Raw genomic sequence first — 23,989 nt, 5'->3', positions numbered from 1 at the left:
GGCTAGGCTCGGTCGGGACATCCGTCGAAGAGGAGCAGAGATGCAGACCCGCACCCTCGGCCGCACCGGCCGCACCGTCTCGGTCATCGGACTCGGGACCTGGCAACTCGGAGCCGACTGGGGGGATGTCGACGAGGCCGACGCGCTCGCGGTGCTCGACGCCTCGCACGAGGCCGGCGTCACGGTGTTCGACACCGCCGACGTGTACGGCGACGGCCGTTCCGAGTCGCTCATCGGGCGCTGGCTCGCCGCGAACGCCGGCTCCGGCGTCACCGTCGCGACGAAGATGGGGCGGCGGATGCCCCAGGAGCACGGCAACTACGTCCTTGACAACTTCCGCGCCTGGACCGACCGGTCGCGCCGCAACCTCGGCGTCGAGACGCTCGACCTCGTCCAGCTGCACTGCCCGCCGACCTCCGTGTACTCCGACGACGCCGTGTACGACGCGCTCGACACCCTCGTCGCCGAGGGCGCGATCGCCGCGTACGGGGTGAGCGTCGAGCGGGTCGACGAGGCGCTCGCCGCGATCGCGCGTCCGAACGTGGCGACGGTGCAGATCATCCTCAACGCGTTCCGGCTGAAGCCGGTGGAGGAGGTGCTGCCGGTCGCGCGCCAGTACGGGGTCGGCATCATCGCGCGCGTGCCGCTCGCGAGCGGCCTGCTCTCCGGCCGGTACACGCTCGAGACCGAGTTCGCGGCGAACGACCACCGGTCGTACAACCGGCATGGCGAGTCGTTCGACGTCGGCGAGACCTTCTCGGGCGTCGACTACGCGACCGGCGTGCGTGCCGCCTCCGAGTTCTCGGCGCTCGCGCGCGAAGCGGCGCCGGATGCCACGCCGGCACAGGTCGCGCTGGCCTGGGTCGCGCGGCAGGACGGCGTCTCGACCGTGATCCCGGGGGCCCGCAACCCCGAGCAGGCGCGCGCGAACGCCGCCGCCGGTTCGCTCGAGCTCCCGGAGTCGTTCGACGCGGCCGTGCGCGACCTCTACGACCGCGACATCCGCTCCTCGGTGCACCACCGCTGGTGACCGGGCGGGACCCCCGGGGCGGAGCGAGGTCGCTCCCCCCGGGTCCTCCCGACTCCACGCCGGGCGGTGACGCGTGATCGACATCCTCACCGGGTTCGCGGTCATCGCGCTCGCCATCGTGGTCGGCTGGATCGCGGGGCGGACCGGCGTGCTCGGCCCGAACGCGCGCCCCGTGCTCGCACGGCTCAGCTTCAGCGTGCTCTCGCCGTTCCTGCTGTTCTCCGTGCTGTCGACGGCCGACGTGCGGGCGCTGTTCTCGGCGCTGCTCCCGGTCTCGGCGATCGCGGCGGTGTCGGTCATGCTCGTCTTCTCGGTCGTGTCGATCCTGCTGCTGCGGCGCGGCGTGGCCCGCACGACGATCGGGGCGCTGGCGAGCGGGTACGTCAACGGCAACAACATCGGCATCCCGATCGCGCTCTACCTGCTCGGCGACGCCGCGTACTCGGCCCCCATCGTCCTGCTGCAGCTGCTGCTCTTCGCACCGATCGCGCTCGCGGTGCTCGGAGCGACCGTGCAGGGGCGGACCTCGGTCGTCGGCATCCTCCGCTCGACCGTCACGAACCCGATCATCATCGGCTCGCTCCTGGGCGTGCTCGTCTCGGTGTCGGGCATCGAGCTGCCGCCGATCGTGCAGGACCCGATCCGCCTCATCGGGCAGGCGGCCGTGCCGCTCATGCTCATCGCCTACGGGCTCTCGCTGCACGGCACCCGACTGCTCGAACCGGGCACGGGCCTGCGCGACGTCGTCGTCGCGGCGACGCTCAAGCTCGCCGCCATGCCCGTGATCGCGTGGGCGCTCGGTGCGTTCGCGTTCGGGCTCGAGGGGCGCGACCTCTACGCGGTCACGGTGCTCGCGGCGCTGCCGACCGCGCAGAACGTGTTCAACTTCGCGCAACGGTACGAGACCGCCGAGGTGGTCGCCCGCGACGCGGTGTTCGTGACGACCATCGGGTCGGTGCCCGTGCTGCTGCTCGTGTCGGTGCTGCTCGGCTGACGCGGCGATCACCGAGCGAGGTCGCCGGGTATCGCGGTGACGGCCGGAGGCGGCAGGATGGTGCAACGCACTGAGGCGAGGAGACCCGAATGCCCTTCCTGCGCGAGGACGGCGGACCGCTCGACGAACTGCCGCTCGCCCAACGCCCGGCCGACGGGTACCGGTTCGCGCTGCGCGCCCCGATCGTGTACGTCGACGACCCGAGCGGCCGCAGGTACCGTGCGCCGGCCGCGGGCGAGGGGCCTCCGCCCGTCGGGATCACCGACCTCGCGTCGGTGCCCACGCCGTTGTGGGGACTCATCGCGAGCTACGGCCGCCAGTCTGCGCCGGCCGTGCTGCACGACGCGCAGTCGATCGCCGCGGCGGAGCTCGACGACGATGCGGCCGCGCTCGCGCAGCGTCGCGAGGACGACGACGTCTTCCATCGCGCGCTGCGCGAGCAGGGGGTCCCGGTCCTTCGCGCCCGGCTCATGTGGGCGTGGGTGTCCGCCGACCGCGAGCGCACGTACGCCGGATGGCGCGGATGGCTCCTGCTCGCCCAGGTCGCGCTCGGCGTCGTGGCGGTGGTGGCCGCCATCGTGCTCGCCGTGGTCGCGCACCCGGCGTGGCTGCTGCTCGCCGTCGTGCCCGCGGTCGCCGCGCTCGCGTGGGGCGGGCTCGCCCGCCTCGTGATCGCCCTCACCTACCCGCTGGCGCTGCTCGGACCGGTGCTGCTGGTGCAACTGCTCGCCGTCGGCGTGTTCCGCGTGGTCGAGGCGATCGTCGAGCTCGTCGCGGGCGGAGACGTGCGGTCGGTCGTGCGGCCGACGGTGCGCCCGCCGGATGCGGGCGACCTGACGGGGAGGTCGTGATGCGCGCTCGCCGAACGCCTGGCCCCGTCGTCGTGATGGGGGTCTCCGCATCGGGGAAGTCGACCGTGGGGGCGCTGCTCGCCGAGCGCCTCGGCGTCCCCTTCGTCGATGCCGACGACGTCCACCCGCCCGCGAACGTCGCGAAGATGCGGTCCGGCGTCCCGCTCGACGACGCGGACCGCGAGCCGTGGCTCGACCAGGTGGGCGCGGTGCTGGCCGGCGCCGGGGACGGGGTGGTGGTCGCCTGCTCGGCCCTGCGGCGAACGTACCGCGAGCGCCTGCTCGCGCTCGCCCCGGCCACCCGGTTCGTGCACCTCGATCTCTCGGAGGCCGAGCTCGCACGCCGGGCCGGAAGCCGCGTCGGCCATTTCATGCCGCCCAGCCTCCTGGCGTCGCAGCTCGCGACGCTCGAGCGGCTGGCACCGGGCGAGCCGGGCATCGTCGTCGATGCGGACGGCCCGGCGGACCACGTCGTGGACCTGGTCACCGCTGCGCTCGAGGCGGACCCGTCGTGACACCCGGCCGCCGCAGGGTTCAGTGCTGCCCCTGATGCCCGCCGCGCGCGGCATCCGTACCGTTGACCTCGGTCGCGCACCGCGGACACGCAGGGGGAACTGTCACCGCGGTGCCGACCGGAGAGCCGGCCGCGCTGGACCCGACCCGAACGGGCAGCGCAGGCCGGCTCCCCCCTTCTCGGGCGGCTTCGCGGCCGGCGCCCGTGCGAGCGCGCCGCGCGGCGATGCGGCAGACTCGGACGGATGACCGCCACCCTGCTCGACGCCGCCCCGCGCCCGTACGACGCCGACGCGATGTACGACGCGTTCGTCGACTGGGCCGAGGGCCGCGGCTTCTCGCTCTACCCGGCGCAGGACGAGGCCGTCATCGAGCTCGTCTCGGGCGCGAACGTGATCCTCTCGACCCCCACGGGCACGGGCAAGTCGCTCGTCGCCGTGGCGGCGCACGCGGCATCCGTCGCCCGCACCGCAGCCGACCGCGATGCGGGCCGGCCGTGGGGCCGCACGTACTACACCGCGCCGATCAAGGCGCTCGTGAGCGAGAAGTTCTTCCAGCTCGTCGACATCTTCGGCGCCGCGAACGTCGGCATGGTCACCGGCGACAGCTCGGTCAACGCCGAGGCGCCGATCATCTGCTGCACGGCCGAGATCCTCGCGAACCTCGCGCTCCGCCAGGGGGCGGATGCCGCGGTCGACCAGGTCGTGATGGACGAGTTCCACTACTACGGCGACCCCGACCGCGGATGGGCGTGGCAGGTGCCGCTCATCACGCTGCCCCATGCGCAGTTCGTCCTCATGTCGGCGACGCTCGGCGACGTGACCGCGATCGCCGACGACCTCTCGCGCCGCGCCGGCCGCGACACTGCGCGCGTGACGGGCGTCGAGCGACCCGTGCCGCTGCACTTCTCGTACGCGAAGACGCCCGTGCAGGAGACCGTGGAGGAGCTCCTCGAGACGAAGCAGGCGCCGGTGTACATCGTGCACTTCTCGCAGGCCGCCGCGATGGAGCGGGCGCAGGCGCTCTCGTCGATCCGGGTCGTCACGCGCGAGCAGCGCGACGAGATCGCCGAGGCGATCGGCGGGTTCCGCTTCACGACCGGCTTCGGCAAGATCCTCTCGCGCCTGGTGCGCGCCGGCATCGGCGTGCACCACGCGGGCATGCTGCCGCGCTACCGGCGCCTCGTCGAGACGCTCGCCCAGCGCGGGCTGCTGCGCGTGATCTGCGGCACCGACACGCTCGGCGTCGGCATCAACGTGCCGATCCGCTCGGTGCTCATCACCGCGCTGTCGAAGTACGACGGGCAGCGGATGCGGCAGCTCTCGGCGCGCGAGTTCCACCAGGTCGCGGGGCGGGCGGGCCGCGCCGGCTACGACACCGCCGGCACCGTCGTCGTGCTCGCTCCCGACCACGAGATCGAGAACGAGACCGCGATCCGCAAGGCGGGGGACGACCCGAAGAAGCTGAAGAAGATTGTCCGCAAGAAGCCGCAGGCCGGGTTCGTCACCTGGGGCGAGGGCTCGTTCGAGCGCCTCGTCGACGCGGAGCCCGAGCCGCTCGTGCCGCAGCTGTCGCTCAGCGCGGCGATGCTGATCAACGTGATCGGCCGCGGCGGCGACGTGGCCGGCGCCATCCGCTCGCTCGTCTTCGACAACCACGAGCCGCGCGCGCGGCGGTTCGAGCTCGCGCGTCGCGCGCTCGGCATCCTGCGCACGCTCCGCGACGCGGAGGTCGTGCACATCGTCCCCGCCATCGAGGCCGGCCGGACGTTCGGCGTCGACCTGCGGCTCACGGTCGACCTGCAGCCGAACTTCGCGCTGAACCAGCCGCTGTCGCCCTTCGCGCTCGCCGCGATCGAGCTGCTCGACCCGGAGACGAGCGAGCAGGGCACCGGCCACTACTCGCTCGACGTGGTCTCGATCATCGAGTCGACCCTCGACGACCCGCGCCCGATCCTCTCGCAGCAGCAGTACAAGGCGCGCGGCGAGGCGGTCGCCGCGATGAAGGCCGACGGCATCGAGTACGACGAGCGGATGGCGCTGCTCGAGGAGGTCACCTGGCCGAAGCCGCTCGACGAACTGCTCGCCCACGCGTTCGAGACGTTCGCCTCGAGCCAGCCGTGGGTGCGCGACTTCGAGCTCAGCCCGAAGTCCGTCGTGCGCGACATGTTCGAGCGGAGCATGTCGTTCGGCGAGTACGTCTCGTACTACCAGCTGCAGCGCAGCGAGGGGCTCGTGCTGCGCTACCTCTCCGACGCGTTCCGCGCGATCCGGCAGACCGTGCCGGACGAGCACAAGGACGAGGAGCTGCTCGACCTCATCGAGTGGCTCGGCGAGCTCGTCCGCCAGGTCGACTCCAGCCTCGTCGACGAGTGGTCCGAACTGGTCGACCCGACCGCGCACCTGCCCGAGGACGAGGCGCCGGTCGTGCCGCCCGCGCCGCCGTCGGTCGTCACCAACCGCCGCGCGTTCACGGTGCTCGTGCGCAACGAGCTGTTCCGCCGCGTGCAGCTCGCGGCGCTGCAGCGCGACGACGAACTCGCCGAGCTCGACCCCGACGTCGACTGGCCGGACGCGCTCGACCGGTACTACGACGAGCACGACGGCATCCTCACGGGCGGGCCCGCGCGCTCGCCGCGGCTGGTCACGATCGACGACACGGATGCCGCGGCCGGCACCTGGCGCGTCGAGCAGGTGATCGACGACCCCGCGGGCCACCACGACTGGCGGATCCGCGGCGAGGTCGACCTCGAGGCGTCGGCCGAGGAGGGCACTGCGGTCGTGCGGATCGCGGAGGTCGTCCGGCTCTGACGGCGCTCGCGCCGGCTGCCGGGGCACACCATCGCGGCGCGGCGCCGCTCAGGCCAGTGCCAGCAGGCCCGCCGCGGCGAGCGCCAGCGCGAGTCCCGCCCACTGCACCGGCGCGATGCGCTCGCGCAGCACGATCGCCGCGAGCAGGATCGTGCCGGCCGGGTACATCGCACCGAGAACGGCCGCGACGGCGAGGTCGCCAGCGCGGATGCCGAGCAGCAGCAGCACGTTCGCCGTGGCGTCGACGACGCCGCAGGCGAGGGCCAGCGCGAGTGCGGTCCGGAGCGCGCCGCGGTCCCGTGCCGCGCCCCTCGACGATCCGGCGCCGGCGGCCGCCCCGGGGTCCGGCGCGGAACGCGCACGGACCGCGGCGAACACGGTCACCGCGCCGAACGCGGCGAACAGCACGGTCGCCGAGACGACGCGGTTCGCGACGAGCGGGACGACGCCCGAGGCATCCGCCGTGTGGGAGATCGCGATGTAGTACCCGCCGATCGCGAGCCCGGAGCCGATCGCGAGGAGCAGGCCGCGGGCGCTCGGCCGGACGGCACCGCGCTCGGGCACGAACCCGACGAGGACGACGGCGACCAGCGCGACGCCGATGCCCCAGACGCCGAGCGGTCCGAACCGCTCGGCACCGACGAGCGTGCCCCAGAGCATCGGGGTGACGGCCGACATCAGCGCGGTGAGCGGCGAGAGGATGCTCATGGGGCCGATCGCGAGGCACGCGTAGAGCAGGGCGATCGCGACGGCGCCGATCACGCCCGAGAGCGCACCCCAGCCGAGGTCGGCGACGGTCCAGGCGCCGCCGAGCACGGGCAGTGCGGCGAGCATCGTGACGAGGCCCGCGACCGAGGCGATCGCGGTGGCGAGGAGTGCGCCCAGGCGTCGCGCGGCGAGGCCGCCGAGGAAGTCCGCGGCGCCGTAGACGATCGCGCCGGAGAGCGAGAGGACCGCGGTGAGCATCGTCGATCAGCCTAGGCGCGACCGCCGGTGCTGCTCATCTGAGCGTCGGCCGCTGCTCATCTGAGCAAAATCGGCGGATTCATTGAACGCCGCGTGACGAGTGGGTCAAGTCCCTTCCCTCGGCCGAGCCCCCGCCATAGGCTGCGAAGCAGTGCCCGCCCGAACCCGGGGCGGCCACCTGCGACGCCGGGGGGCGCGAAGGCCTGTCTCCCGCATCCGCCCTTGCAGAGGAGATCACGCAATGCAGCAACGTTCCCCCGGTGCGGCTCGGACCCGCGCCACGTCCCCCATGCGCTCACGCGGCCGCGCGGCCGCAGGAGCGCTCGCCGGAGCCACGGCGCTCGCGCTCGCCCTCGGCGGCGTCGCCTCGGCCCAGGCCGTCCCGCCGGACGGGCTCCCGCCGAAGGCGCAGGCGAAGGCCTTCGTCGACCTCAACCTCGTCACGGTCAACGACTTCCACGGCCGGATCGAGGAGAACGGCTCGGCGGCCGGCATCGCGCGGCTCTCGTCCGCGGTCAACGAGATCCGCGACGCGAACCCGAACACCGTCTTCGCCGCAGCCGGAGACCTCATCGGGGCATCGACCTTCACCTCGTTCATCCAGCAGGACGTTCCGACGATCGAGGCCTTCAACGAGGCGGGGCTCGACGTCAGCGCGGTGGGCAACCACGAGTTCGACAAGGGCATGGACGACCTCACCGATCGCGTCATGCCGCTCGCGCTCTGGGAGTACCTCGGCGCGAACGTCTACGACAAGGCGACCGGCGAGGCCGCACTGCCCGAGTACTGGGTGGCGGAGTTCGAGGGCGTGCGCCTCGGCTTCGTGGGCGCCGTGACCGACGAGCTCCCGTCGCTGGTGAGCCCCGCGGGCATCGCCGACATCGAGGTCGGCCCGCCCGTCGAGGCCGCCAACCGCGTGGCCGACCAGCTGAGCGACGGCAACGACGCGAACGGCGAGGCCGACATCGTCGTCCTGCTCGTCCACGAGGGCGCGGCCGACACGACCGTCGCGTCGGCGACCGACCCGAACTCGCGGTTCGGCGACATCGTGCTGAACGCCAACGACAACGTCGACGCCATCGTCTCGGGCCACACGCACCTCGCGTACAACCACGTGATCGACGGCCGACCCGTGATCTCGAGCGGACAGTACGGCGAGCGCTTCTCCAACATGGAGATCACCTTCAACAAGAAGAGCGGCAAGATCGCGCGGATGAAGAACACCATCTACACGATGGCGGTCCGCGACGCCGACGGGAACATCACCGGCTACATCGCCGAGCCCGACCCGGCGCTCGTCCCGCTCGTGGCCGAGGCCACCGCCGTCGCCAAGGAGCTCGGCAGCGTCGAACTCGGCGAGGCGACCGCGAACTTCGGTCGCGCGGTCCGCGCGGACCCGGTCGGGGCGCCGTCCTTCCCGGAGAACCGCGGAGGCGAGTCCACGCTGGGCAACTTCGTCGCCGACGTGCAGGAGTGGGCGCTCAACGTCGACGGCACGCGCGACGTCCAGATCACGTTCATGAACCCGGGCGGCCTGCGCGCCGACCTCGCTTCCGGCGTCGTGACCTACGCGGAGGCCGCGGCCGTGCAGCCGTTCGCCAACACGCTGGTCTCGTTCGACCTCACGGGAGCGCAGATCAAGCAGGTGCTCGAGGAGCAGTGGCAGCCCGAGGGCGTCAGCCGTCCGTTCCTCAAGCTCGGCGTCAACGAGGAGTTCACGTACACCTACGACCCGACCGCGCCGAAGGGCTCGCACATCACCGAGATGTGGCTCGAGGGCGTGGCGATCGACCCTGCGGCGACGTACTCGGTCGGTGCCAACTCGTTCCTCGCGTCCGGCGGTGACAACTTCTCCACCCTGGCCGAAGGCATGAACAAGGCCGACAGCGGCAAGATCGACCTCGAGTCGATGGTGGACTGGTTCGACACGTTCGGCTCCGCGACGCCCGACCTCATGCAGCGCGCGGTCGGCGTCCACCTCCCGGGCGGCACCTCGGTCGCGGCAGGTGCGTCGGTGACCGTCGACCTGTCGTCGCTCGACTTCTCGCGCGACGAGATCGACGCCGACACGGCGATCGTCTCGAGCGGCGGAGTCGAACTCGGCAGCGCGCCGATCGACACCGCGTACACGCCGAACTTCGACGAGATCGGCCAGGCGAGCGTCATGTTCACCGTCCCGGCCGGTGCGAGCGGACCGACCACGTTCGACGTGTTCGTGCCCTCGACCGGCACCACCAGCTCGTTCACGCTGAACGTGGGCTGACGCCGGTACCCAGTGGAACGGCCCCGGGCGCACGCCCGGGGCCGTTCCCGTACCCGCCGGGCGGTTAGGCTGGTCGGGTGACTTCCCGGGGTGCACGCGCGGCTCGCGGAGCGGCTGTCGCCGCGTTCGCGGTGCTCGCGGCATCCCTCGCGCACACGGTGGGCGGCGGCACGCCGCCCGGACCGGTCGCGCTGGCCCTGGCGTTCGCCTTCTCCGTCCCGGTCGCGATGCTCGTCGTCGGCGGGCGGATGCCGCTGCTGCGCGCCTCGGTCGCCGCACTCGTCGCACAGGCCGCCCTGCACCTGCTCTACGCGGTGGGCACGCCCGGGTCCGTCGCACTCAGCGCCGCGGGCGCCGACGCGCATGCGCTCCACGCAGGCGGCACCATCCCGCTCGGCGCGTTCGTCGCGGTCGAGCACGGGCACGCGGCCATGCCGGTGGCGCACGTGGCCGCCGCGGTGCTCACGGTCGCGTTCCTCGCGGTGCTCGGCCGATCCGCCGCCGCCATCGCCACGGTCGCCGGCGCGCTCGCGCGCGGCATCCGCCTGCTCGTCACGGTCCTCACGGGCGCGGCCTCGCCCGACCGGCGCGACGCCACGCGCCCCGTCTCGCGCCGCGACGGCCCGCCCGCCCTCGGCATCCTGCTCCTCTCCTCGCTCCGCCATCGGGGTCCGCCGGCCGCACTCGCGGCCGCCTGAGCGGTCACGACCCCGAATCCGTTCGCGCCGACGCGCCGAACCACTGCCGACGACACGGCAGCGCGTCCGCGCACCCCCACTTGGAGAAGAACACACCGATGCGATCCATCACCCGCACCACCGCCGCCGCCGCGACCGCCCTCGGCGCCGGCACCCTGCTCGCCCTCGCCGTGCCCGTCGCCGCGCAGGCCCATGTCAATGTCACGCCCAGCTCGACCGCCGCCGGATCGTACTCCGTGCTGGAGTTCGCCTCGGGCCACGGCTGCGACGCCTCGCCGACCACGTCGTACGCCGTCGAGATCCCCGAGTCGATCCTGTCCGTCACCCCGACGCTGAAGCCCGGATGGCAGGTCGAGAAGGTCATGGTCGAGCTCGACGAGCCGCTCGAGGGCGCCCACGGCGACGTCGTCGCCGAGCGCGTGGGCCAGGTCGTCTACACCGCCTCGACGCCGCAGCCCGACGGCTATCGCGAGACCTTCCAGATCCAGGTCCTGCTGCCCGAGGACGCGGCGGGCGAGCGCCTCGAGTTCCCCGTGCTGCAGTCCTGCGTCGAGGGCGAGAACGACTGGAGCGAGCCGTCGGGCGCCGACGGCGACGAGCCCGAGCGCCCGGCTCCGGCGATCGAGGTCACCGAGTCGACCGGCGACGCGCACGGCCACGACGATGCCGAGGCGTCGTCGGACGAGCACCCCGAGGCGCACGAGGCCGAGCAGACGGCGGCGTCGCAGGCCCCGGTCGACGTCGTCGGCCGTGTGCTCGGCATCACCGGCCTCGCAGTGGGAGCAGCCGGCCTCACCGTCGCGATCGCCGCGCGTCGCGGGAAGAAGGCCTGACGACCATGTCGCGCCGGAGCATCCCGCTCGCCGTCGCCGGGGCGGCGCTCGCCGCCCTGGCCGCGGTGGCCGGCCCCGCACTGCCCGCGTTCGCGCACAACACCGTGATCGCGATCTCGCCCGACGGCGAGGAGACCGTCACCGAGCAGCCGGGCGTCGTCTGGCTCGAGACGAACGACGCGCTGCTCGACGCCGAGGGTGCGGCGGCCATGGACGTGGTCGGCCCCGACGGGCGGCACTACGCCACGCAGTGCGCCACGGTCGACGGCGCGATCGCGAGCGTCGCGGCCGAACTCGGCGAGCCGGGCGAGTACACCGTCGTGTGGCGCGTCGTCTCGGCGGACGGCCACCCGATCTCGGGCGACTTCGGGTTCGACTGGGAGCCCGCGGACGGCGAGCCCGTGGGCTCGGGGGCCGACGAGTCGCCGTGCGCCGACGCAGCGGGCACGGCCGAGGCCGGTGGGACGGACGAGGGCGGCGACACCGCGTCGAGCGGTGCCGCGCAGGACCTCGTGTGGATCGGCGCGGGCGTGCTGGCGGTCGCTGCCGCCGCCCTGGTGGCGTTCCTGTTCGTCCGCCGGACGTCGCGGGGCCCGGATGCCGCCGACGGCTCGTCCGGGCTCGACGCGGGGGAGCCGTCCGACGACTCGCAGCCGCGCGACTGACGTGCGCTGCCGCTCGGCGCGGCCTCGGTGCCGACTCAGGCTCCGATGAAGGCGTCGGGCGGCAGGCTCGTCGAGCCGTCCTCGATCGCGCGGACGAGCCGATCCGCGACGTTCGCGGGGTCGTGCCCGTGCGGGAAGCGCGGCGCCGTCCCGAAGAGCGGGCGGTCCGCGAGCCCGGTCTCGGTGTGACCGGGCCGGGCATCGACGAGACGGATGCCGCTGCGCCGGAGTTCTCGCCCGGCGGCCGCGACGTACGCCGCGAGCGCCGCCTTCGATGCCGAGTAGCTCGCGAGCCCGGCCGTCGGGAGCTCCGAGACGATCCCCGAGATGGTGAGCACCACCGGCTCGTTCCCCTCGGCGGCCGAGTCCCGCAGGCTCGGCAGGGCGACCGAGATGATGCGCATCGGCGCGAGGGCGTTGACGGTGAACATCGTCTCGAGATCCCGCTCGGCGGTCTCGGCCACGCCGTCGAACCCGACGACGCCTGCCGCGACGACGATCGCGTCGAGCCCGCCGAGCGCCCCGACGGCTCGATCGACGATCGTCTCGGGAGCGTCGGCTTCGGTGAGATCGACCGCGACGGTCGCGGCGCCTGCCGGGGCGCCGAGACGCGCCGGGTCCCGGCCGTGGAGGACGAGCCGCGCTCCGCGCTCCGCGAGGCGCTCGGCGATCAGGGTTCCCAGCGCGCCGCTGGCCCCGACGACGAGGATGCGCGCCTGCTCGATGCGGGTCATGGCGCGAGCCTAGGTCGACGCGGCGCACGCGACGGACCTTCACAGCAGACTCGCACCGCGACCCGTCCTCCCCGTCGGGGCACGAGCCCTCGGCCCTCCGGGGTCCGGCCGGCCTGTCGGGACCGCCGGGTAGGGTCGACGGGTGACCTGGAGCGAGCACCCCGAATCCGCCGGCGCACCCGCGTGGGCCGACGAGGTCCCGTGGGATCCCGACGAGCTCGCGCCGCCCGAGGACGAGTGGGCGCCGCCGCCGCCGTCCGACCCGACCGGCGGGTCGGCGACGAGCGAGCGGATGCCGCCGGCCGGCACCGCGACGGCCGCGCCCGTCCGCTTCGCCTCGTCGATCGACGCGCTCCGTACGGTCTACGGCTACGACGGGTTCCGCGGCGAGCAGGCCGCGATCATCGACCACGTGGCGGCCGGCGGCGACGCGGTCGTGCTCATGCCCACGGGCGGCGGCAAGAGCCTCTGCTACCAGGTCCCGGCGCTCCTCCGCGAGGGCACCGGCGTCGTGGTGTCGCCGCTCATCGCGCTCATGCACGACCAGGTCGATGCGCTCGTCCGCAACGGCGTGCGCGCGGGCTACCTGAACTCCTCCCAGACGCCGGCCGAGCGGGCGAGCGTCGAGCGCGCGTACCTCTCCGGTGAGCTCGACCTCCTCTACGTCGCACCCGAGCGGTTGGGCTCCGAGCAGACCAAGCGGTTCCTCGAGCGGGGGACGATCGCGCTGTTCGCGATCGACGAGGCGCACTGCGTCGCGCAGTGGGGGCACGACTTCCGACCGGACTACCTCGCCCTCGCGGAGCTCGCCGAGCGCTGGCCCGAGGTGCCGCGCATCGCGCTCACGGCCACCGCGACCGAGGCGACGCATCGCGAGATCACGACGCGACTCTCGCTCGGCGACGCGCGCCACTTCGTCTCGAGCTTCGACCGGCCGAACATCCAGTACCGCATCGCCCCGAAGCTCGACGTGCGCCGACAGCTGCTCGACTTCGTGCGCACCGAGGGCCGCGACGCCGACGGCAACCCGGTCGCTGGCATCGTCTACGCGCTCTCGCGCGCGAGCACCGAGAAGTTCGCCGCCTTCCTCGCCGCGAACGGCGTCGACGCGATGCCCTACCACGCCGGTCTCGATGCCGCCACGCGCCGCCGCACCCAGGAGCGCTTCCTCCGGGAGGACGGCGTGGTCGTCGTGGCCACGATCGCCTTCGGCATGGGCATCGACAAGCCCGACGTCCGCTTCGTCGCCCACGTCGACCTGCCGAAGTCGGTCGAGGGCTACTACCAGGAGACCGGCCGCGCGGGCCGCGACGGCCTGCCGTCGACGACCTGGCTCGCGTACGGGCTGCAGGACGTCGTGCAGCAGCGCCGCATGATCGACGAGAGCCCGGGCGACCTCGCCCACCGCCGCAGGCTCGCGTCGCACCTCGACGCGATGCTCGCCCTCTGCGAGACGGTGCAGTGCCGACGCCAGAACCTCCTCGCGTACTTCGGCGAGCAGAGCACGCCGTGCGGCAACTGCGACACGTGCCTCGAGCCGCCCGCCTCGTGGGACGGCACCGTCGCCTCGCAGAAGCTGATGTCCACGATCGTCCGGTTGCAGCGGGAACGCGGGCAGCGGTTCGGCGCAGGCCACCTCGTCGACATCCTCCGCGGCAAGCGCACCGCGCGCGTCGAGCAGTACGGTCACGACGCGCTCGCGACGTGGGGCATCGGCGACGACCTCTCCGAGGCGCAGTGGCGAGGCGTCGTGCGCCAACTGCTCGCGCAGGGCCTGCTGCAGCCGGTCGGCGAGTACGGCGTCCTGACCCTGACGGATGCCTCGGCCGAGGTGCTCTCGGGGTCCCGGCAGGTGTCCTTCCGCACCGAGCCGGAGCGTCCGGTGCGCGCCTCGCGGTCGAGCCGCGCCGCGGCCCCCGCGGCGGCCGACCTCGAGCCGCGCGACGCGGAGCTGTTCGAGGCGCTGCGTGCCTGGCGCGCCTCGGAGGCGCGCGAGCAGGGAGTGCCCGCCTACATCGTGTTCGGCGATGCCACCCTGCGGGCGGTCGCGGTGCGTCGGCCGGCCGCGATCGCCGAGCTCGACGGCATCTCGGGCATCGGCGCGAAGAAGCTCGACGCCTACGGCGAGGCGCTCGTGCGCGTCGTGGCCGAGCACGCCGGCTGAACGGGGGCCGGATCGCGACACGAGGCGGACGACCCTCGCGCTCGCGGGTCCGCCATCGCTAGCATCAGGGCCATGGGCCGTCACGGCGGCGGCGCGATTCGGGGGAGCGCATGTCCACAGCACAGGGAAGCCGTCCGGTCACGATCACGATCGTCGGGGTCCTCGCGTTCATCGCGGGCGCGATCGACATGGTCTCCGGCGTGATCCTCTTCTTCCTCCTCCCGGTGCAGGAGGTCGTCGACGGCTTCGGAGGGACCGGCCCGCTCATCACCGCGGCGATCGGCTCGATCATCGTCGGCCTCATCACCGCAGTCCTCGCGGGCGGACTCCTCCGCGGGAGCCAGCCGGCGCGACTCATCGTGACCGTGCTCCAGGTGCTCACGATCATCGGGTCGCTGTTCCTGGCGGTCGCCTACCTCGGCATCCCGGTCGGCGAGTGGATCGGCCTCGCGGTCTCGGCCCTCGTCGTGATCCTGCTCTGGACCCCGAAGGCGAGCGCGTTCTTCACGCGGTGACGACCCGGCGCCGCCGAGCCGACGACACGACGACACGACGACACGAGGAGGACGCATGAGTGGACAGGGCATCGAGGGGGTCCGTCGACCGGCAGCGGTGACGGTGGTGGGCGCCCTCGTCTGGGTGAACGCCGCGCTCGACCTGGTGGCGGGGTTCTTCCTGCTGATCCTCGCGACGATCGGCGGTGACGATGCGGCGACGCGCACGACGTGGGCGATCATGGGCTCGGTCTCGCTCGTGCTCGGCGCGATCGCGGCGGTCGTCGCGTTCGGGCTCATGCGCGGCAATTCCGTGGCGCGCATCGCGATCACCGTGATCGAGGTGTTCTCGATCATCGCGTCGGTGAGCGCCGCGATCGCGAACCCCGCGAGTGCGGTGAACGAGATCGTGAGCGCCCTGATCGCCGTCGCCATCCTGCTGCTGCTGTGGTCGGGCGAGGCGACCCGCTTCTTCCGCGGCCTGGCGCCTGACCAGCCGTCGGAGCCGTGAACGGCCCCGAATCCTTGTCGATCATCCAAGATCGAGTGGCGGTCGGTTTGTAGAGTTCCGCAAGCGGGTTCGGATGGCCCGAACCGGTGTTTGTAGGCGACGAACGCAGTTCTCCGCCCGTCGCGGCGACCGCCGTACCGTGGGATCAGCCCTATCCCGCGTACGAAGGACGAACCGACGATGGTCGACACGGCATCCCGAACCGACGCTGCACCCGCGCCCAAGGCCGAGCGCCCCGCGACCGCCGAACGCGCGGCGGCAGCCACTCCTGCGAACACGTCGATCGACGCGAGCGACGCTCCCGTCGTCGACGTCGACGCACTCGCGCGCCAGCTCCTCGGAACCTGGCCGGAGGCTCGGCTGGCCGCGCGTGAGCGCGCCGCGCAGCCCGCATTCCAGCGCATCGACGGCCAGGACATGGCGGAGCACCGCGAGCGCGTGCTCGGCCAGCTCAAGCTCCTCGTCGAGTCGGGCGCCGTGCACAAGGCGTTCCCGAAGGGCCTCGGCGGCGAGGACGACCACGGCGGCAACATCGCCGCGTTCGAGGAACTGGTCCTCGCCGACCCCAGCCTGCAGATCAAGTCGGGCGTGCAGTGGGGCCTCTTCGGCGCCGCTGTGCTGCACCTCGGCACCGAGCAGCACCACGAGAAGTACCTGCCGGGCATCATGAGCCTCGAGGTCCCCGGCGCGTTCGCCATGACCGAGACCGGGCACGGCTCCGACGTCGCGTCCATCGGCACGACCGCGACCTACGACCCCGAGACCGAGGAGTTCGTCCTGAACACGCCGTTCCGCGGCGCGTGGAAGGACTACCTCGGCAACGCCGCACTCCACGGCATCGCCGCGGTGGTCTTCGCCCAGCTCATCACCAAGGGCGTCAACCACGGCGTGCACGCCTTCTACGTGCCGCTCCGCGACGAGCAGGGCGCGTTCCTCCCCGGCATCGGCGGCGAGGACGACGGCCTGAAGGGCGGCCTCAACGGCATCGACAACGGTCGCCTGCACTTCACCGACGTGCGCGTGCCGCGCGAGGACCTGCTGAACCGGTACGGCGCCGTCGCCGCCGACGGCACCTACTCCAGCCCGATCTCGAGCCCGGGCCGTCGCTTCTTCACGATGCTCGGCACGCTCGTCCAGGGGCGCGTCTCGCTCGACGGCGCGGCGACCCTCGCGAGTGCGATGGGCCTCGCGATCGCCATCACGTACGGCACGCAGCGCCGCCAGTTCAACGCCGGAAGCGACACCGACGAGGAGGTGCTGCTCGACTACCAGCGGCACCAGCGTCGCCTGCTGCCGAAGCTCGCGACGACCTACGCGCAGGTCTTCGCGCACGACGAGTTCCTCGTCAAGTTCGACGCGGTGTTCTCGGGCGAGGCCGACACCGACGGCGACCGCCAGGACCTCGAGACGATCGCTGCGGCGCTCAAGCCGCTGTCGACGTGGCACGCGCTCGAGACGCTGCAGGAGGCCCGCGAAGCCTGCGGCGGTGCCGGCTTCCTCGCCGAGAACCGCATCGTGGGGCTGCGCCAGGACCTCGACATCTACGTCACCTTCGAGGGCGACAACAACGTCCTGCTGCAGCTGGTCGCCAAGCGCCTGCTGACCGACTTCTCGAAGCAGTTCGCGAATGCGGATGCCGGTGCGATGGCGCGCTACGTCGTCGCCCAGGCCGCGGACCGCGCCTACCACGGCACGGGCCTGCGTCGCCTCGCCCAGACGGTCGCCGACTTCGGTTCGACCGCCCGTTCGGTGCACGAGCTCCGCGACGAGGAGACGCAGCGCGAGCTGCTCACCGAGCGGGTCGAGACCATGATCAGCGAGATCGCGGGTCGCCTCCGCGATGCGCGGAAGCTCTCGAAGCCCGAGCAGGCCGCCCTCTTCAACCGGAACCAGAACGAGCTCATCGAGGCGGCTCGCGCCCACGGCGAGCTGCTCCAGTGGGAGGCGTTCACGCGCGCCATCGCTCGCACCGAGGACGCGGGCACGAAGCAGGTGCTGACGTGGCTCCGCGACCTCTTCGGACTCGGCCTCGTCGAGCAGCACCTGTCGTGGTACCTCATCCACGGTCGGCTCTCGCCGCAGCGCGCGCAGGCCGTCACCGCGTACATCGACCGCCTGGTCGAGCGTCTGCGTCCGTACGCGCTCGACCTGGTCGACGCGTTCGGCTTCGCGCCGGAGCACCTCCGTGCGTCGATCGCGTCGGGCGCCGAGCAGGCGCGACAGGACGAGGCGCGCGCGCACTACGCCGCGCAGCGCGAGGCGGGCACGCTGCCCACGCCGGAGAAGTCGGAGAAGTCCAAGCGATAACGCGGGGATGGGACGGGCCGGGCGCGCAGCGCCCGGCCCGTCGTCGCGTGCGGCGGGGTCAGCGCCGCGACGAGCGCTGCGAGCCGTCGTCCTCCCCGGGCGGCTTCATGATGGCGCCGGCGGCGAGTCCGACCGCGAGTCCCGCGGCGAGCCACAGCCAGAACCCGGTCCAGAGGCTCACGATGAGTCCGATGACGAGCCCGACGGCGAGCCCGACGATGAGCTGGCGTCGACGAGCGGGGGAGAGGGGTTCGCGAGCGGGCATGCTGCCAGCGTAGGCGCTGCCGTCGCGTGCGACCCCCGGCAACCGACGGGGCGGGCGGATGCCGCGCGGCGAGCCGCGACATCCGTCGCCGTCAGATCAGGCCGAGCGCACGCACCGCCTCGCGCTCCTCGACGAGCTCGGCGACCGACGCGTCGATGCGCGCGCGGGCGAACGCGTCCACGGCGAGCCCCTCGACGACGGTCCACGTCCCGCCCTCGGCCACGACGGGGAACGAGGAGATCACGCCCTCGGCGACGCCGTACTCGCCGTTCGACCAGGTCGCCGCGCTCGTGCGCCCGCGATCGCCGGTGCCGAGCATCCAGTCGCGCATGTGGTCGATCGTCGCGGACGCCGCCGACGCGACCGACGACGAGCCGCGGACCTCGATGATCTCGGCGCCGCGCTTGGCCACGCGCGGGATGAACTCGTCGACCATCCACTCCCGCGCCGCATCCGTCCCGCCCAGCCGGGCGGCGAGGAGCGCGGGGACCGGGTCGCCGTCGGCCGTCGCGTGCGCGAGGTCGGGGAACTGGGTCGCCGAGTGGTTGCCCCAGATCGTGACTCCCCGGATCCCGCCGACCGGCGTGGCCACGGCGGCGGCGAGCTGCCCGAGCGCACGGTTGTGGTCGAGCCTCGTGAGCGCCGTGAACCGCTCCTTCGGCACGTCCGGCGCGTGCGACGCGGCGATGAGGGCGTTCGTGTTCGCCGGGTTGCCGACGGCCACGACGCGGACGTCGTCGGCCGCGTGGTCGTTGATCGCTCGCCCCTGCGGCCCGAAGATGCCGCCGTTCGCCTCGAGGAGGTCTCCGCGCTCCATGCCCGCGGTGCGCGGCCGCGCACCGACGAGAAGCGCGGCGTTCGCTCCGTCGAAGGCGACGTTCGGATCGGCCGTCACCTCGACGCGCGCGAGCAGCGGGAACGCCGAGTCCTGCAGTTCGAGCGCAGCGCCCTCGGCGGCGCGGAGGCCCTGCGGGATCTCGAGGAGGTTCAGGCGCACGGCGGTGTCGGGACCGAGCAGGGCGCCCGAGGCGATGCGGAACAGCAGCGCGTAGCCGATCTGCCCCCCGGCGCCGGTGATCGTGATCGTGACCGGTCTGCGGCTCATGCCCACGAGCCTACGCCGCGGCGTTCACCACCCCATGGTGCCGGGCGCGCCCTTGACCGGTCCCGCGACCATCGAGGTGATCCACCCGCCGTAGAAGCCGCCGGGCTGGGGAAGCACCCGCTCGCCGTCGACCGTGCAGGCGTCCATCGGACCCGCGTAGACGGCGACGCGGTCGCGGAGCACCTCGAACCCGGGCGAGGGCGTCGGGTAGTTCCAGGCGGCGCGGTGCGCGGCGCGATCGCCGCCCCGCACGTCGAAGTACCTCGCCGCACCCTTGAACTCGCAGAACGACGAACCCGCGGTCGGCACCAGCGCACCGGGCGCGAACGCGTGGATCGGCAGGTAGTAGACGGGCGGATGACTCGTCTCGAGCACGCGGACCACGTCGCGCGTATCGGCGATGCGGTCACCGCCGAGGTCGATCGTGACCCGCGCGTCGACCGCCTCGACGCGCGGCGGCCGCGGATAGTCCCAGACGGACTCCTGGCCGGGACCGACGGGCTCTCGTATCGGACGCATGCCCGCACGCTAGGCCGCGACGCTGGGAGGCTGCCGACACGGCCGGGCCCGGCCCCCGCGGCGGCGCGCCGCGAGCGCGGCATCCGCTCGTTCGCTAGCGTGAGCGGACAAGGGGGAATCGATGAGGGAACTGTATCCGGAGATCGAGCCGCTCGAGACCGGGATGCTGGACGTCGGCGACGGCCAGCACATCTACTGGGAGGTCTCGGGCAATCGCGACGGCAAGCCCGTCGTGTTCCTCCACGGCGGTCCCGGCGGGGGCACGTCGCCGGCGCACCGGCGGCTGTTCGACCCCGCCAGGTACCGCATCGTCCTGTTCGACCAGCGCGGGTGCGGCCTGTCCATCCCCCACGCCTCCGAGCCCGGCGCCGTGCTGTCGGCGAACACGACCTGGCACCTCATCGCCGACATGGAGCGCCTGCGCGCGCATCTCGGCATCGACCGATGGCAGGTGCTCGGCGGCTCGTGGGGCAGCGCGCTCGCGCTCGCCTACGCCGAGACCCATCCCGAGCGCGTCACCGAGATCGTGCTGCGGGGCATCTTCACGCTGCGCCGCCAGGAGTTGGACTGGTTCTACGAGGGCGGAGCATCCGCGATCTTCCCCGACCTCTGGGAGGACTTCCTCGCGCCCGTCCCGATCGGCGAGCGGGTGCACCTGATCGAGGCCTACCACCGCCTCCTGACCGACCCGGACCCGGCCGTGCACCAGCCCGCCGCGATCGCCTGGTCGCGATGGGAGTCGTCGACGATCACCCTGCTGCCGCAGGCCGACACCATCGCCCGCTTCACCTCGCCGGAGTACGCCACGGCGTTCGCGCGGATCGAGAACCACTACTTCCGCCACGGCGGCTGGTGGGACGAGGGCCAGCTCATCCGCGACGCGCATCGCCTGCGCGACATCCCCGCTGTGATCATCCAGGGACGCTACGACATCTGCACGCCCGTGATGACCGCGTGGGACCTCCACCGGGCCTGGCCGGAGGCGGAGTTCCGGATCATCGACGACGCCGGGCACGCGTTCGACGAGCCCGGGATCCTCGACGCGCTCATCGCGGCGACGGATCGCTTCGCCACTGCCGATCAGGGGCGCGCCGCCGCCGTCGACGACGGCGACGAGGGCGACGAGGACGAGGGCGACGAGGATGAGGGCGACGAGGACGAGGGCGACGAGGACGACGTCGAGGCCGAGGAACGCGAGAACCTCGAGGCCGAGGACGACGATTCCGACGACGATGACGACGACTCGGACGACGACGACGACGACGAGGACGAGGACGAGGACGAGGACGACGACGACTCGGACGACGACGATGATGACGATGATGACGATGACGACGACGCGCAGGAGCGCGCGCCCGAGTCCTCACCCCAGCCGTCGAGCGTAGCCCCGGTCGACGACGAGCGGAAGGCGGAGCCCGAGGGCGACCCGGCGCGGTAGTTTCGTGCCATGACGTTCAACCCCAAGGCCGACATCGGCGGCGGCCGCACCTCTCGGCGCGGACGGAACACCGGCATCGCCGTGGGCGGGGGCCTCGGCGTCCTGGCGCTCGTGCTGGTCGGCTCCTTCCTCGGCGTCGACCTGACCGGCCTGCTCGGCGGCACCGGCGGCGGCACCACGAGCGAGGACTCGACACTCGAGCAGTGCCAGACCGGCCAGGACGCGAACGAGCAGATCGACTGCCGTATGAAGGGTGCGGATGCCTCGCTCGACACGTACTGGTCGGAGGCGTCGCCGGGCATCGGCGTGGACTACGTGCGGCCGCAGGGCTTCGTGCTCTTCGACCAGGCCGTCGCGACCGGCTGCGGCAACGCGTCGTCGGCGACCGGACCGTTTTACTGCCCGCCCGACCAGACGATCTACATCGACACCTCGTTCTACGACCAGCTCGAGCAGCGCTTCGGTGCCGAGGGCGGACCGCTCGCCGAGATGTACGTCGTCGCGCACGAGTACGGCCACCACATCCAGAACATCGCGGGCGTCCTCGACTCGACTCGCGACGGGCAGACCGGCCCGACCTCGAACGCCGTGCGCGTCGAACTCCAGGCCGACTGCTTCGCCGGCGCATGGGCCGGCGCCGCTGCGACCACGGAGGACGCCAACGGCGAGACGTTCCTTCGGCCGATCACCCGCGAGGAGTACCAGCAGGCGATCGACGCCGCAGCCGCGGTCGGCGACGACCGCATCCAGGAGGCGACGCAGGGCCAGGTCACCCCGCACACGTTCTCGCACGGCACGAGCGAGCAGCGCGTGCGCTGGTTCGCGACCGGCTACGAGGAGGGAGTCGGCGCCTGCAACACCTTCGAGGTCGACGGGTCCGAGCTGTGATGCGTCGCGCGGGCGCCGTGATCGTCGGCGTGCTCGGCGCCGTCGCGCTCGCCGTGGTCGGCTTCCTCGTGTGGTCGCACACGGTGTTCTCCGGCGAACGCGAGGCCTCCCTCGATGCGTGGCGCTCCGCCGCGGTCGAGATCAGTCGAACCGAGAGCGGGTTCCTGCTCGAGCCGGCCGCCGGGGGTGCCGACCTGGGGCTCGTCTTCATCCCGGGAGCCAAGGTCGAGCCGAGCGCGTACCTGTACAAGCTCTCCGGGATCGTCGAGGAGACCGGGATGACGGTGGTCGTGACCCATCCGACCCTCAACCTGGCGTTCTTCGACACCCGGCCGCTCGAGGCGTTCACCGAGGCGGCGCCGGACGTGTCGCGGTGGCTGGTCGGCGGGCACTCCCTCGGTGGCGTCCGCGCGTGCCAGCTCGTCGAGGGCGGGGCGGATGACGCGGCTCCCGACGTCGTCGGCCTCGTGCTCTTCGGCAGCTACTGCGCGAACGACCTCTCGGGCACGGATCTCGCGGTGCTCTCGCTCGTCGGCGAGCACGACGGCCTGAGCACGCCCGAGAAGGTCGCGAGCGCTGCGCATCTGCTCCCCGCCGACGCGGAGTCGGTGCTCATCGCGGGCGCGAATCACGCCGCCTTCGGCGACTACGGGCCGCAACCGGGTGACGGCGTCGCCACGGCCGACCGTCAGGCCGTCCGCGACGAGATCTCGGGTGCGGTGGAGGAGTTCCTCGGGACCTCGGGGCTCGCGGGCTGAACGGGATCGAGGCCCCCGCCCTGCGCCTCGGGCGTCGAGCGCGGCCGGGGGGCCGGTGCGGCGTCCGTCCGCGGCGCCGCGGGGCGCGGCATCCGTCGACTGCTCGAGACGGCGAGGAGCACGATGCCCGACGCCAGCACGGCGAGCCCGAGCACGGCGGTCGCCGGCAGTCGCTCCTGGAGCAGGAGCACCCCGAGCAGCGTCGCCGTGAGCGGCTCGGCGAGCGTCAGGGTCGAGACCGTCGCGGGGGTGAGGCCCTTCAGGCCGGCGCCGAAGAGCAGGTAGGCGACCGTGGTCGTCACGAGTCCGAGCCAGAGCGCCATCGCCAGTCCCGGCCCCGTCGCGAGCCAGCCGGTGTCGGTCGCCAGCAGCACCGGCAGGCTGAGCGCCGCGGCGACGCCGAACATGGCGCCCATGCTCGCCGACGGGGCCCAGCCGCGGTCGAGCAGCGACTTGCCGGCGAGCGTGTAGACGGCGTAGGAGGCTCCGGCGGCGACCGATGCCGCGATCCCCAGCGGGTCCACTGCACTCGGCCCGGAGCCGCTCGCCGAGGCGAGCACCGTGACGCCGAGGGTCGCGAGCGCGGTCGCCAGCACCCACGTGCCGCCCGGGAATCGACGTCGCAGTACCCAGTCGAGCACACCCGTGAGGACCGGTGCCGACCCGAGGGCGACGACCGTTCCGACCGCCACGCCGTTCGCCGCCGTTCCGGCGAAGAACGCGGGCTGGTAGGCGAGCACGCCGCCTGCCCCGACCACGACGGCCACCCAGGCGGGCCAGCGCGGTGGGCGGACGCCGGACGTCGGGGCGACGGATGTCCCGGTCGCGCCGCGCCGACGCCCGGCGACGTGGAGGGCGAGCGCCATCGCGGCCAGGGCGCCACCGCCGATCAGGATGCGCGCGGCGCCGACGGAGACCGGATCGGCATCGGGCCCCAGCGCCTGCGCGGTGCCCGTCGTGCCGAAGCACACGGCCGCGGCGAGGACGAGCAGGACGGAGCGCATGCGGAGATTGTTACACAATCTGGCGACCGCGGGAAGTCCCGACACCGCGACGGTCGGCGGGGTCGCCGCGCCCGATAGGATTCCGGGGGTCGCCTCGCCGCGGCATCCGTCACGTCATCGCCGAGGGGGCGCGCGATCCGGCGCACGGTGCCTCGCGGCCGGCGGCCGGCCACCACCCG

Annotated in this window: 21 protein-coding genes and 1 pseudogene; 16 read left to right on the top strand and 6 right to left on the bottom strand. The window is 73.0% G+C overall.

What is annotated here, in order from left to right:
- The first annotated feature begins 40 nt into the window (after nt 1-40).
- The 5 genes from ACFVHK_RS06965 (at nt 41) to ACFVHK_RS06945 (ending at nt 6,198) form a co-directional block, all read left to right on the top strand.
- Nucleotides 41-1,030 (top strand): aldo/keto reductase, encoded by a 990-nt coding sequence (locus tag ACFVHK_RS06965; protein ID WP_129234826.1) that lies wholly within the window; start codon nt 41-43, stop codon nt 1,028-1,030.
- Nucleotides 1,031-1,103: 73 nt separating this feature from the next.
- Nucleotides 1,104-2,024, top strand: a complete 921-nt coding sequence (locus tag ACFVHK_RS06960; RefSeq protein ID WP_376928165.1) for an AEC family transporter — start codon at nt 1,104-1,106, stop codon at nt 2,022-2,024.
- A gap of 89 nt (nt 2,025-2,113) precedes the next feature.
- Nucleotides 2,114-2,875 (top strand): DUF1353 domain-containing protein, encoded by a 762-nt coding sequence (locus tag ACFVHK_RS06955; RefSeq protein WP_376928164.1) that lies wholly within the window; start codon nt 2,114-2,116, stop codon nt 2,873-2,875.
- Nucleotides 2,875-3,390 carry a gluconokinase gene (locus ACFVHK_RS06950; protein ID WP_376928163.1) on the top strand — a complete coding sequence of 172 codons (516 nt, stop codon included), beginning with the start codon at nt 2,875-2,877 and terminating at the stop codon, nt 3,388-3,390. The genes ACFVHK_RS06955 and ACFVHK_RS06950 overlap by 1 nt, the downstream gene beginning before the upstream one ends.
- 243 nt (nt 3,391-3,633) lie before the next feature.
- The gene (locus tag ACFVHK_RS06945) at nt 3,634-6,198 is read left to right on the top strand and encodes a DEAD/DEAH box helicase (protein ID WP_376928162.1); all 2,565 of its coding nucleotides are present in this window, start codon (nt 3,634-3,636) and stop codon (nt 6,196-6,198) included.
- 48 nt (nt 6,199-6,246) lie between these two features.
- On the opposite strand, the gene ACFVHK_RS06940 is transcribed toward ACFVHK_RS06945, so the two are convergent.
- Nucleotides 6,247-7,164, bottom strand: a complete 918-nt coding sequence (locus ACFVHK_RS06940; RefSeq protein ID WP_376928161.1) for an EamA family transporter — start codon at nt 7,162-7,164, stop codon at nt 6,247-6,249.
- A 241-nt stretch (nt 7,165-7,405) separates the two neighbouring features.
- Between ACFVHK_RS06940 and ACFVHK_RS06935 the strand changes: the two genes are divergently transcribed.
- The 4 genes from ACFVHK_RS06935 to ACFVHK_RS06920 all read left to right on the top strand — a co-directional run bounded on the left by ACFVHK_RS06935 (nt 7,406) and on the right by ACFVHK_RS06920 (nt 11,623).
- A complete protein-coding gene (locus ACFVHK_RS06935) occupies nt 7,406-9,427 on the top strand; it encodes a bifunctional metallophosphatase/5'-nucleotidase (protein ID WP_376928160.1) in 2,022 nt (673 codons plus the stop codon).
- Nucleotides 9,428-9,504: 77 nt separating this feature from the next.
- On the top strand, nt 9,505-10,125 hold the full coding sequence (locus ACFVHK_RS06930) for a hypothetical protein (RefSeq protein WP_376928159.1): 621 nt from the start codon (nt 9,505-9,507) through the stop codon (nt 10,123-10,125).
- Nucleotides 10,126-10,223: 98 nt separating this feature from the next.
- Nucleotides 10,224-10,958 (top strand): YcnI family copper-binding membrane protein, encoded by a 735-nt coding sequence (locus ACFVHK_RS06925; RefSeq protein WP_376928158.1) that lies wholly within the window; start codon nt 10,224-10,226, stop codon nt 10,956-10,958.
- Between the two features lie 5 nt (nt 10,959-10,963).
- Nucleotides 10,964-11,623, top strand: a complete 660-nt coding sequence (locus ACFVHK_RS06920; protein WP_376928157.1) for a copper resistance CopC family protein — start codon at nt 10,964-10,966, stop codon at nt 11,621-11,623.
- 35 nt (nt 11,624-11,658) lie between these two features.
- On the opposite strand, the gene ACFVHK_RS06915 is transcribed toward ACFVHK_RS06920, so the two are convergent.
- Nucleotides 11,659-12,357, bottom strand: a complete 699-nt coding sequence (locus tag ACFVHK_RS06915) for an SDR family NAD(P)-dependent oxidoreductase (protein ID WP_376928156.1) — start codon at nt 12,355-12,357, stop codon at nt 11,659-11,661.
- A gap of 292 nt (nt 12,358-12,649) precedes the next feature.
- Between ACFVHK_RS06915 and recQ the strand changes: the two genes are divergently transcribed.
- The 4 genes from recQ to ACFVHK_RS06895 all read left to right on the top strand — a co-directional run bounded on the left by recQ (nt 12,650) and on the right by ACFVHK_RS06895 (nt 17,833).
- Nucleotides 12,650-14,521, top strand: coding sequence for a DNA helicase RecQ (gene recQ / locus ACFVHK_RS06910; RefSeq protein WP_376928322.1), 1,872 nt, complete (start codon nt 12,650-12,652; stop codon nt 14,519-14,521).
- Nucleotides 14,522-14,631: 110 nt separating this feature from the next.
- Nucleotides 14,632-15,036: a hypothetical protein gene (locus ACFVHK_RS06905; protein ID WP_129235514.1), complete on the top strand. Its 405-nt coding sequence runs from the start codon at nt 14,632-14,634 to the stop codon at nt 15,034-15,036.
- A gap of 55 nt (nt 15,037-15,091) precedes the next feature.
- Entirely contained in the window at nt 15,092-15,526 is a 435-nt protein-coding gene (locus tag ACFVHK_RS06900; protein ID WP_129235515.1) for a DUF7144 family membrane protein, read from the top strand.
- 180 nt (nt 15,527-15,706) lie between these two features.
- A complete protein-coding gene (locus ACFVHK_RS06895) occupies nt 15,707-17,833 on the top strand; it encodes an acyl-CoA dehydrogenase family protein (RefSeq protein WP_376928155.1) in 2,127 nt (708 codons plus the stop codon).
- Between the two features lie 58 nt (nt 17,834-17,891).
- Here ACFVHK_RS06895 and ACFVHK_RS06890 read toward each other — a convergent pair whose 3' ends face one another.
- The 3 genes from ACFVHK_RS06890 to ACFVHK_RS06880 form a co-directional block, all read right to left on the bottom strand.
- Entirely contained in the window at nt 17,892-18,098 is a 207-nt protein-coding gene (locus ACFVHK_RS06890) for an HPP family protein (RefSeq protein ID WP_376928154.1), read from the bottom strand.
- Nucleotides 18,099-18,189: 91 nt separating this feature from the next.
- The gene (locus tag ACFVHK_RS06885; RefSeq protein ID WP_376928153.1) at nt 18,190-19,203 is read right to left on the bottom strand and encodes a malate dehydrogenase; all 1,014 of its coding nucleotides are present in this window, start codon (nt 19,201-19,203) and stop codon (nt 18,190-18,192) included.
- 24 nt (nt 19,204-19,227) lie between these two features.
- The gene (locus ACFVHK_RS06880) at nt 19,228-19,722 is read right to left on the bottom strand and encodes a DUF427 domain-containing protein (protein WP_376928152.1); all 495 of its coding nucleotides are present in this window, start codon (nt 19,720-19,722) and stop codon (nt 19,228-19,230) included.
- 121 nt (nt 19,723-19,843) lie between these two features.
- Between ACFVHK_RS06880 and pip the strand changes: the two are divergent.
- The 3 genes and pseudogenes from pip to ACFVHK_RS06865 all read left to right on the top strand — a co-directional run.
- Nucleotides 19,844-20,800: pseudogene (gene pip, locus ACFVHK_RS06875) on the top strand (prolyl aminopeptidase); the annotation flags it as partial.
- Nucleotides 20,801-21,169: 369 nt separating this feature from the next.
- Entirely contained in the window at nt 21,170-22,048 is an 879-nt protein-coding gene (gene ypfJ / locus ACFVHK_RS06870; RefSeq protein WP_376928151.1) for a KPN_02809 family neutral zinc metallopeptidase, read from the top strand.
- Complete coding sequence (locus ACFVHK_RS06865) at nt 22,048-22,806, top strand: alpha/beta hydrolase (RefSeq protein ID WP_376928321.1); 759 nt, start codon at nt 22,048-22,050, stop codon at nt 22,804-22,806. The genes ypfJ and ACFVHK_RS06865 overlap by 1 nt, the downstream gene beginning before the upstream one ends.
- On the opposite strand, the gene ACFVHK_RS06860 is transcribed toward ACFVHK_RS06865, so the two are convergent.
- Nucleotides 22,737-23,810: a DMT family transporter gene (locus tag ACFVHK_RS06860; RefSeq protein WP_376928150.1), complete on the bottom strand. Its 1,074-nt coding sequence runs from the start codon at nt 23,808-23,810 to the stop codon at nt 22,737-22,739. The genes ACFVHK_RS06865 and ACFVHK_RS06860 overlap by 70 nt on opposite strands.
- Between the last annotated feature and the right edge of the window lie 179 nt (nt 23,811-23,989).

Origin of the sequence: Agromyces binzhouensis, assembly GCF_042672355.1 — a bacterium.
GTDB classification, from domain to species: Bacteria; Actinomycetota; Actinomycetes; order Actinomycetales; family Microbacteriaceae; genus Agromyces; species Agromyces binzhouensis.
The sequence above is the reverse complement of the archived record's forward strand: the minus strand, read 5'-3'. Positions and strand labels throughout refer to the sequence as shown.

Bases quoted from the DNA above. Each gene is read 5' to 3' on its own strand.
- ACFVHK_RS06920 (WP_376928157.1), top strand. From the start codon at position 10,964: ATGTCGCGCCGGAGCATCCCGCTCGCCGTCGCCGGGGCGGCGCTCGCC.
- ACFVHK_RS06865 (WP_376928321.1), top strand. From the start codon at position 22,048: ATGCGTCGCGCGGGCGCCGTGATCGTCGGCGTGCTCGGCGCCGTCGCG.
- ACFVHK_RS06880 (WP_376928152.1), bottom strand. From the start codon at position 19,722: ATGCGTCCGATACGAGAGCCCGTCGGTCCCGGCCAGGAGTCCGTCTGG.
- ACFVHK_RS06890 (WP_376928154.1), bottom strand. From the start codon at position 18,098: ATGCCCGCTCGCGAACCCCTCTCCCCCGCTCGTCGACGCCAGCTCATC.
- ACFVHK_RS06905 (WP_129235514.1), top strand. From the start codon at position 14,632: ATGTCCACAGCACAGGGAAGCCGTCCGGTCACGATCACGATCGTCGGG.
- ACFVHK_RS06935 (WP_376928160.1), top strand. From the start codon at position 7,406: ATGCAGCAACGTTCCCCCGGTGCGGCTCGGACCCGCGCCACGTCCCCC.
- ACFVHK_RS06940 (WP_376928161.1), bottom strand. From the start codon at position 7,164: ATGCTCACCGCGGTCCTCTCGCTCTCCGGCGCGATCGTCTACGGCGCC.
- ACFVHK_RS06965 (WP_129234826.1), top strand. From the start codon at position 41: ATGCAGACCCGCACCCTCGGCCGCACCGGCCGCACCGTCTCGGTCATC.
- ACFVHK_RS06915 (WP_376928156.1), bottom strand. From the start codon at position 12,357: ATGACCCGCATCGAGCAGGCGCGCATCCTCGTCGTCGGGGCCAGCGGC.
- ACFVHK_RS06955 (WP_376928164.1), top strand. From the start codon at position 2,114: ATGCCCTTCCTGCGCGAGGACGGCGGACCGCTCGACGAACTGCCGCTC.
- ACFVHK_RS06860 (WP_376928150.1), bottom strand. From the start codon at position 23,810: ATGCGCTCCGTCCTGCTCGTCCTCGCCGCGGCCGTGTGCTTCGGCACG.
- recQ (WP_376928322.1), top strand. From the start codon at position 12,650: ATGCCGCCGGCCGGCACCGCGACGGCCGCGCCCGTCCGCTTCGCCTCG.
- ACFVHK_RS06900 (WP_129235515.1), top strand. From the start codon at position 15,092: ATGAGTGGACAGGGCATCGAGGGGGTCCGTCGACCGGCAGCGGTGACG.
- ACFVHK_RS06885 (WP_376928153.1), bottom strand. From the start codon at position 19,203: ATGAGCCGCAGACCGGTCACGATCACGATCACCGGCGCCGGGGGGCAG.
- ACFVHK_RS06945 (WP_376928162.1), top strand. From the start codon at position 3,634: ATGACCGCCACCCTGCTCGACGCCGCCCCGCGCCCGTACGACGCCGAC.
- ACFVHK_RS06925 (WP_376928158.1), top strand. From the start codon at position 10,224: ATGCGATCCATCACCCGCACCACCGCCGCCGCCGCGACCGCCCTCGGC.
- ACFVHK_RS06895 (WP_376928155.1), top strand. From the start codon at position 15,707: ATGGTCGACACGGCATCCCGAACCGACGCTGCACCCGCGCCCAAGGCC.
- ypfJ (WP_376928151.1), top strand. From the start codon at position 21,170: ATGACGTTCAACCCCAAGGCCGACATCGGCGGCGGCCGCACCTCTCGG.
- ACFVHK_RS06950 (WP_376928163.1), top strand. From the start codon at position 2,875: ATGCGCGCTCGCCGAACGCCTGGCCCCGTCGTCGTGATGGGGGTCTCC.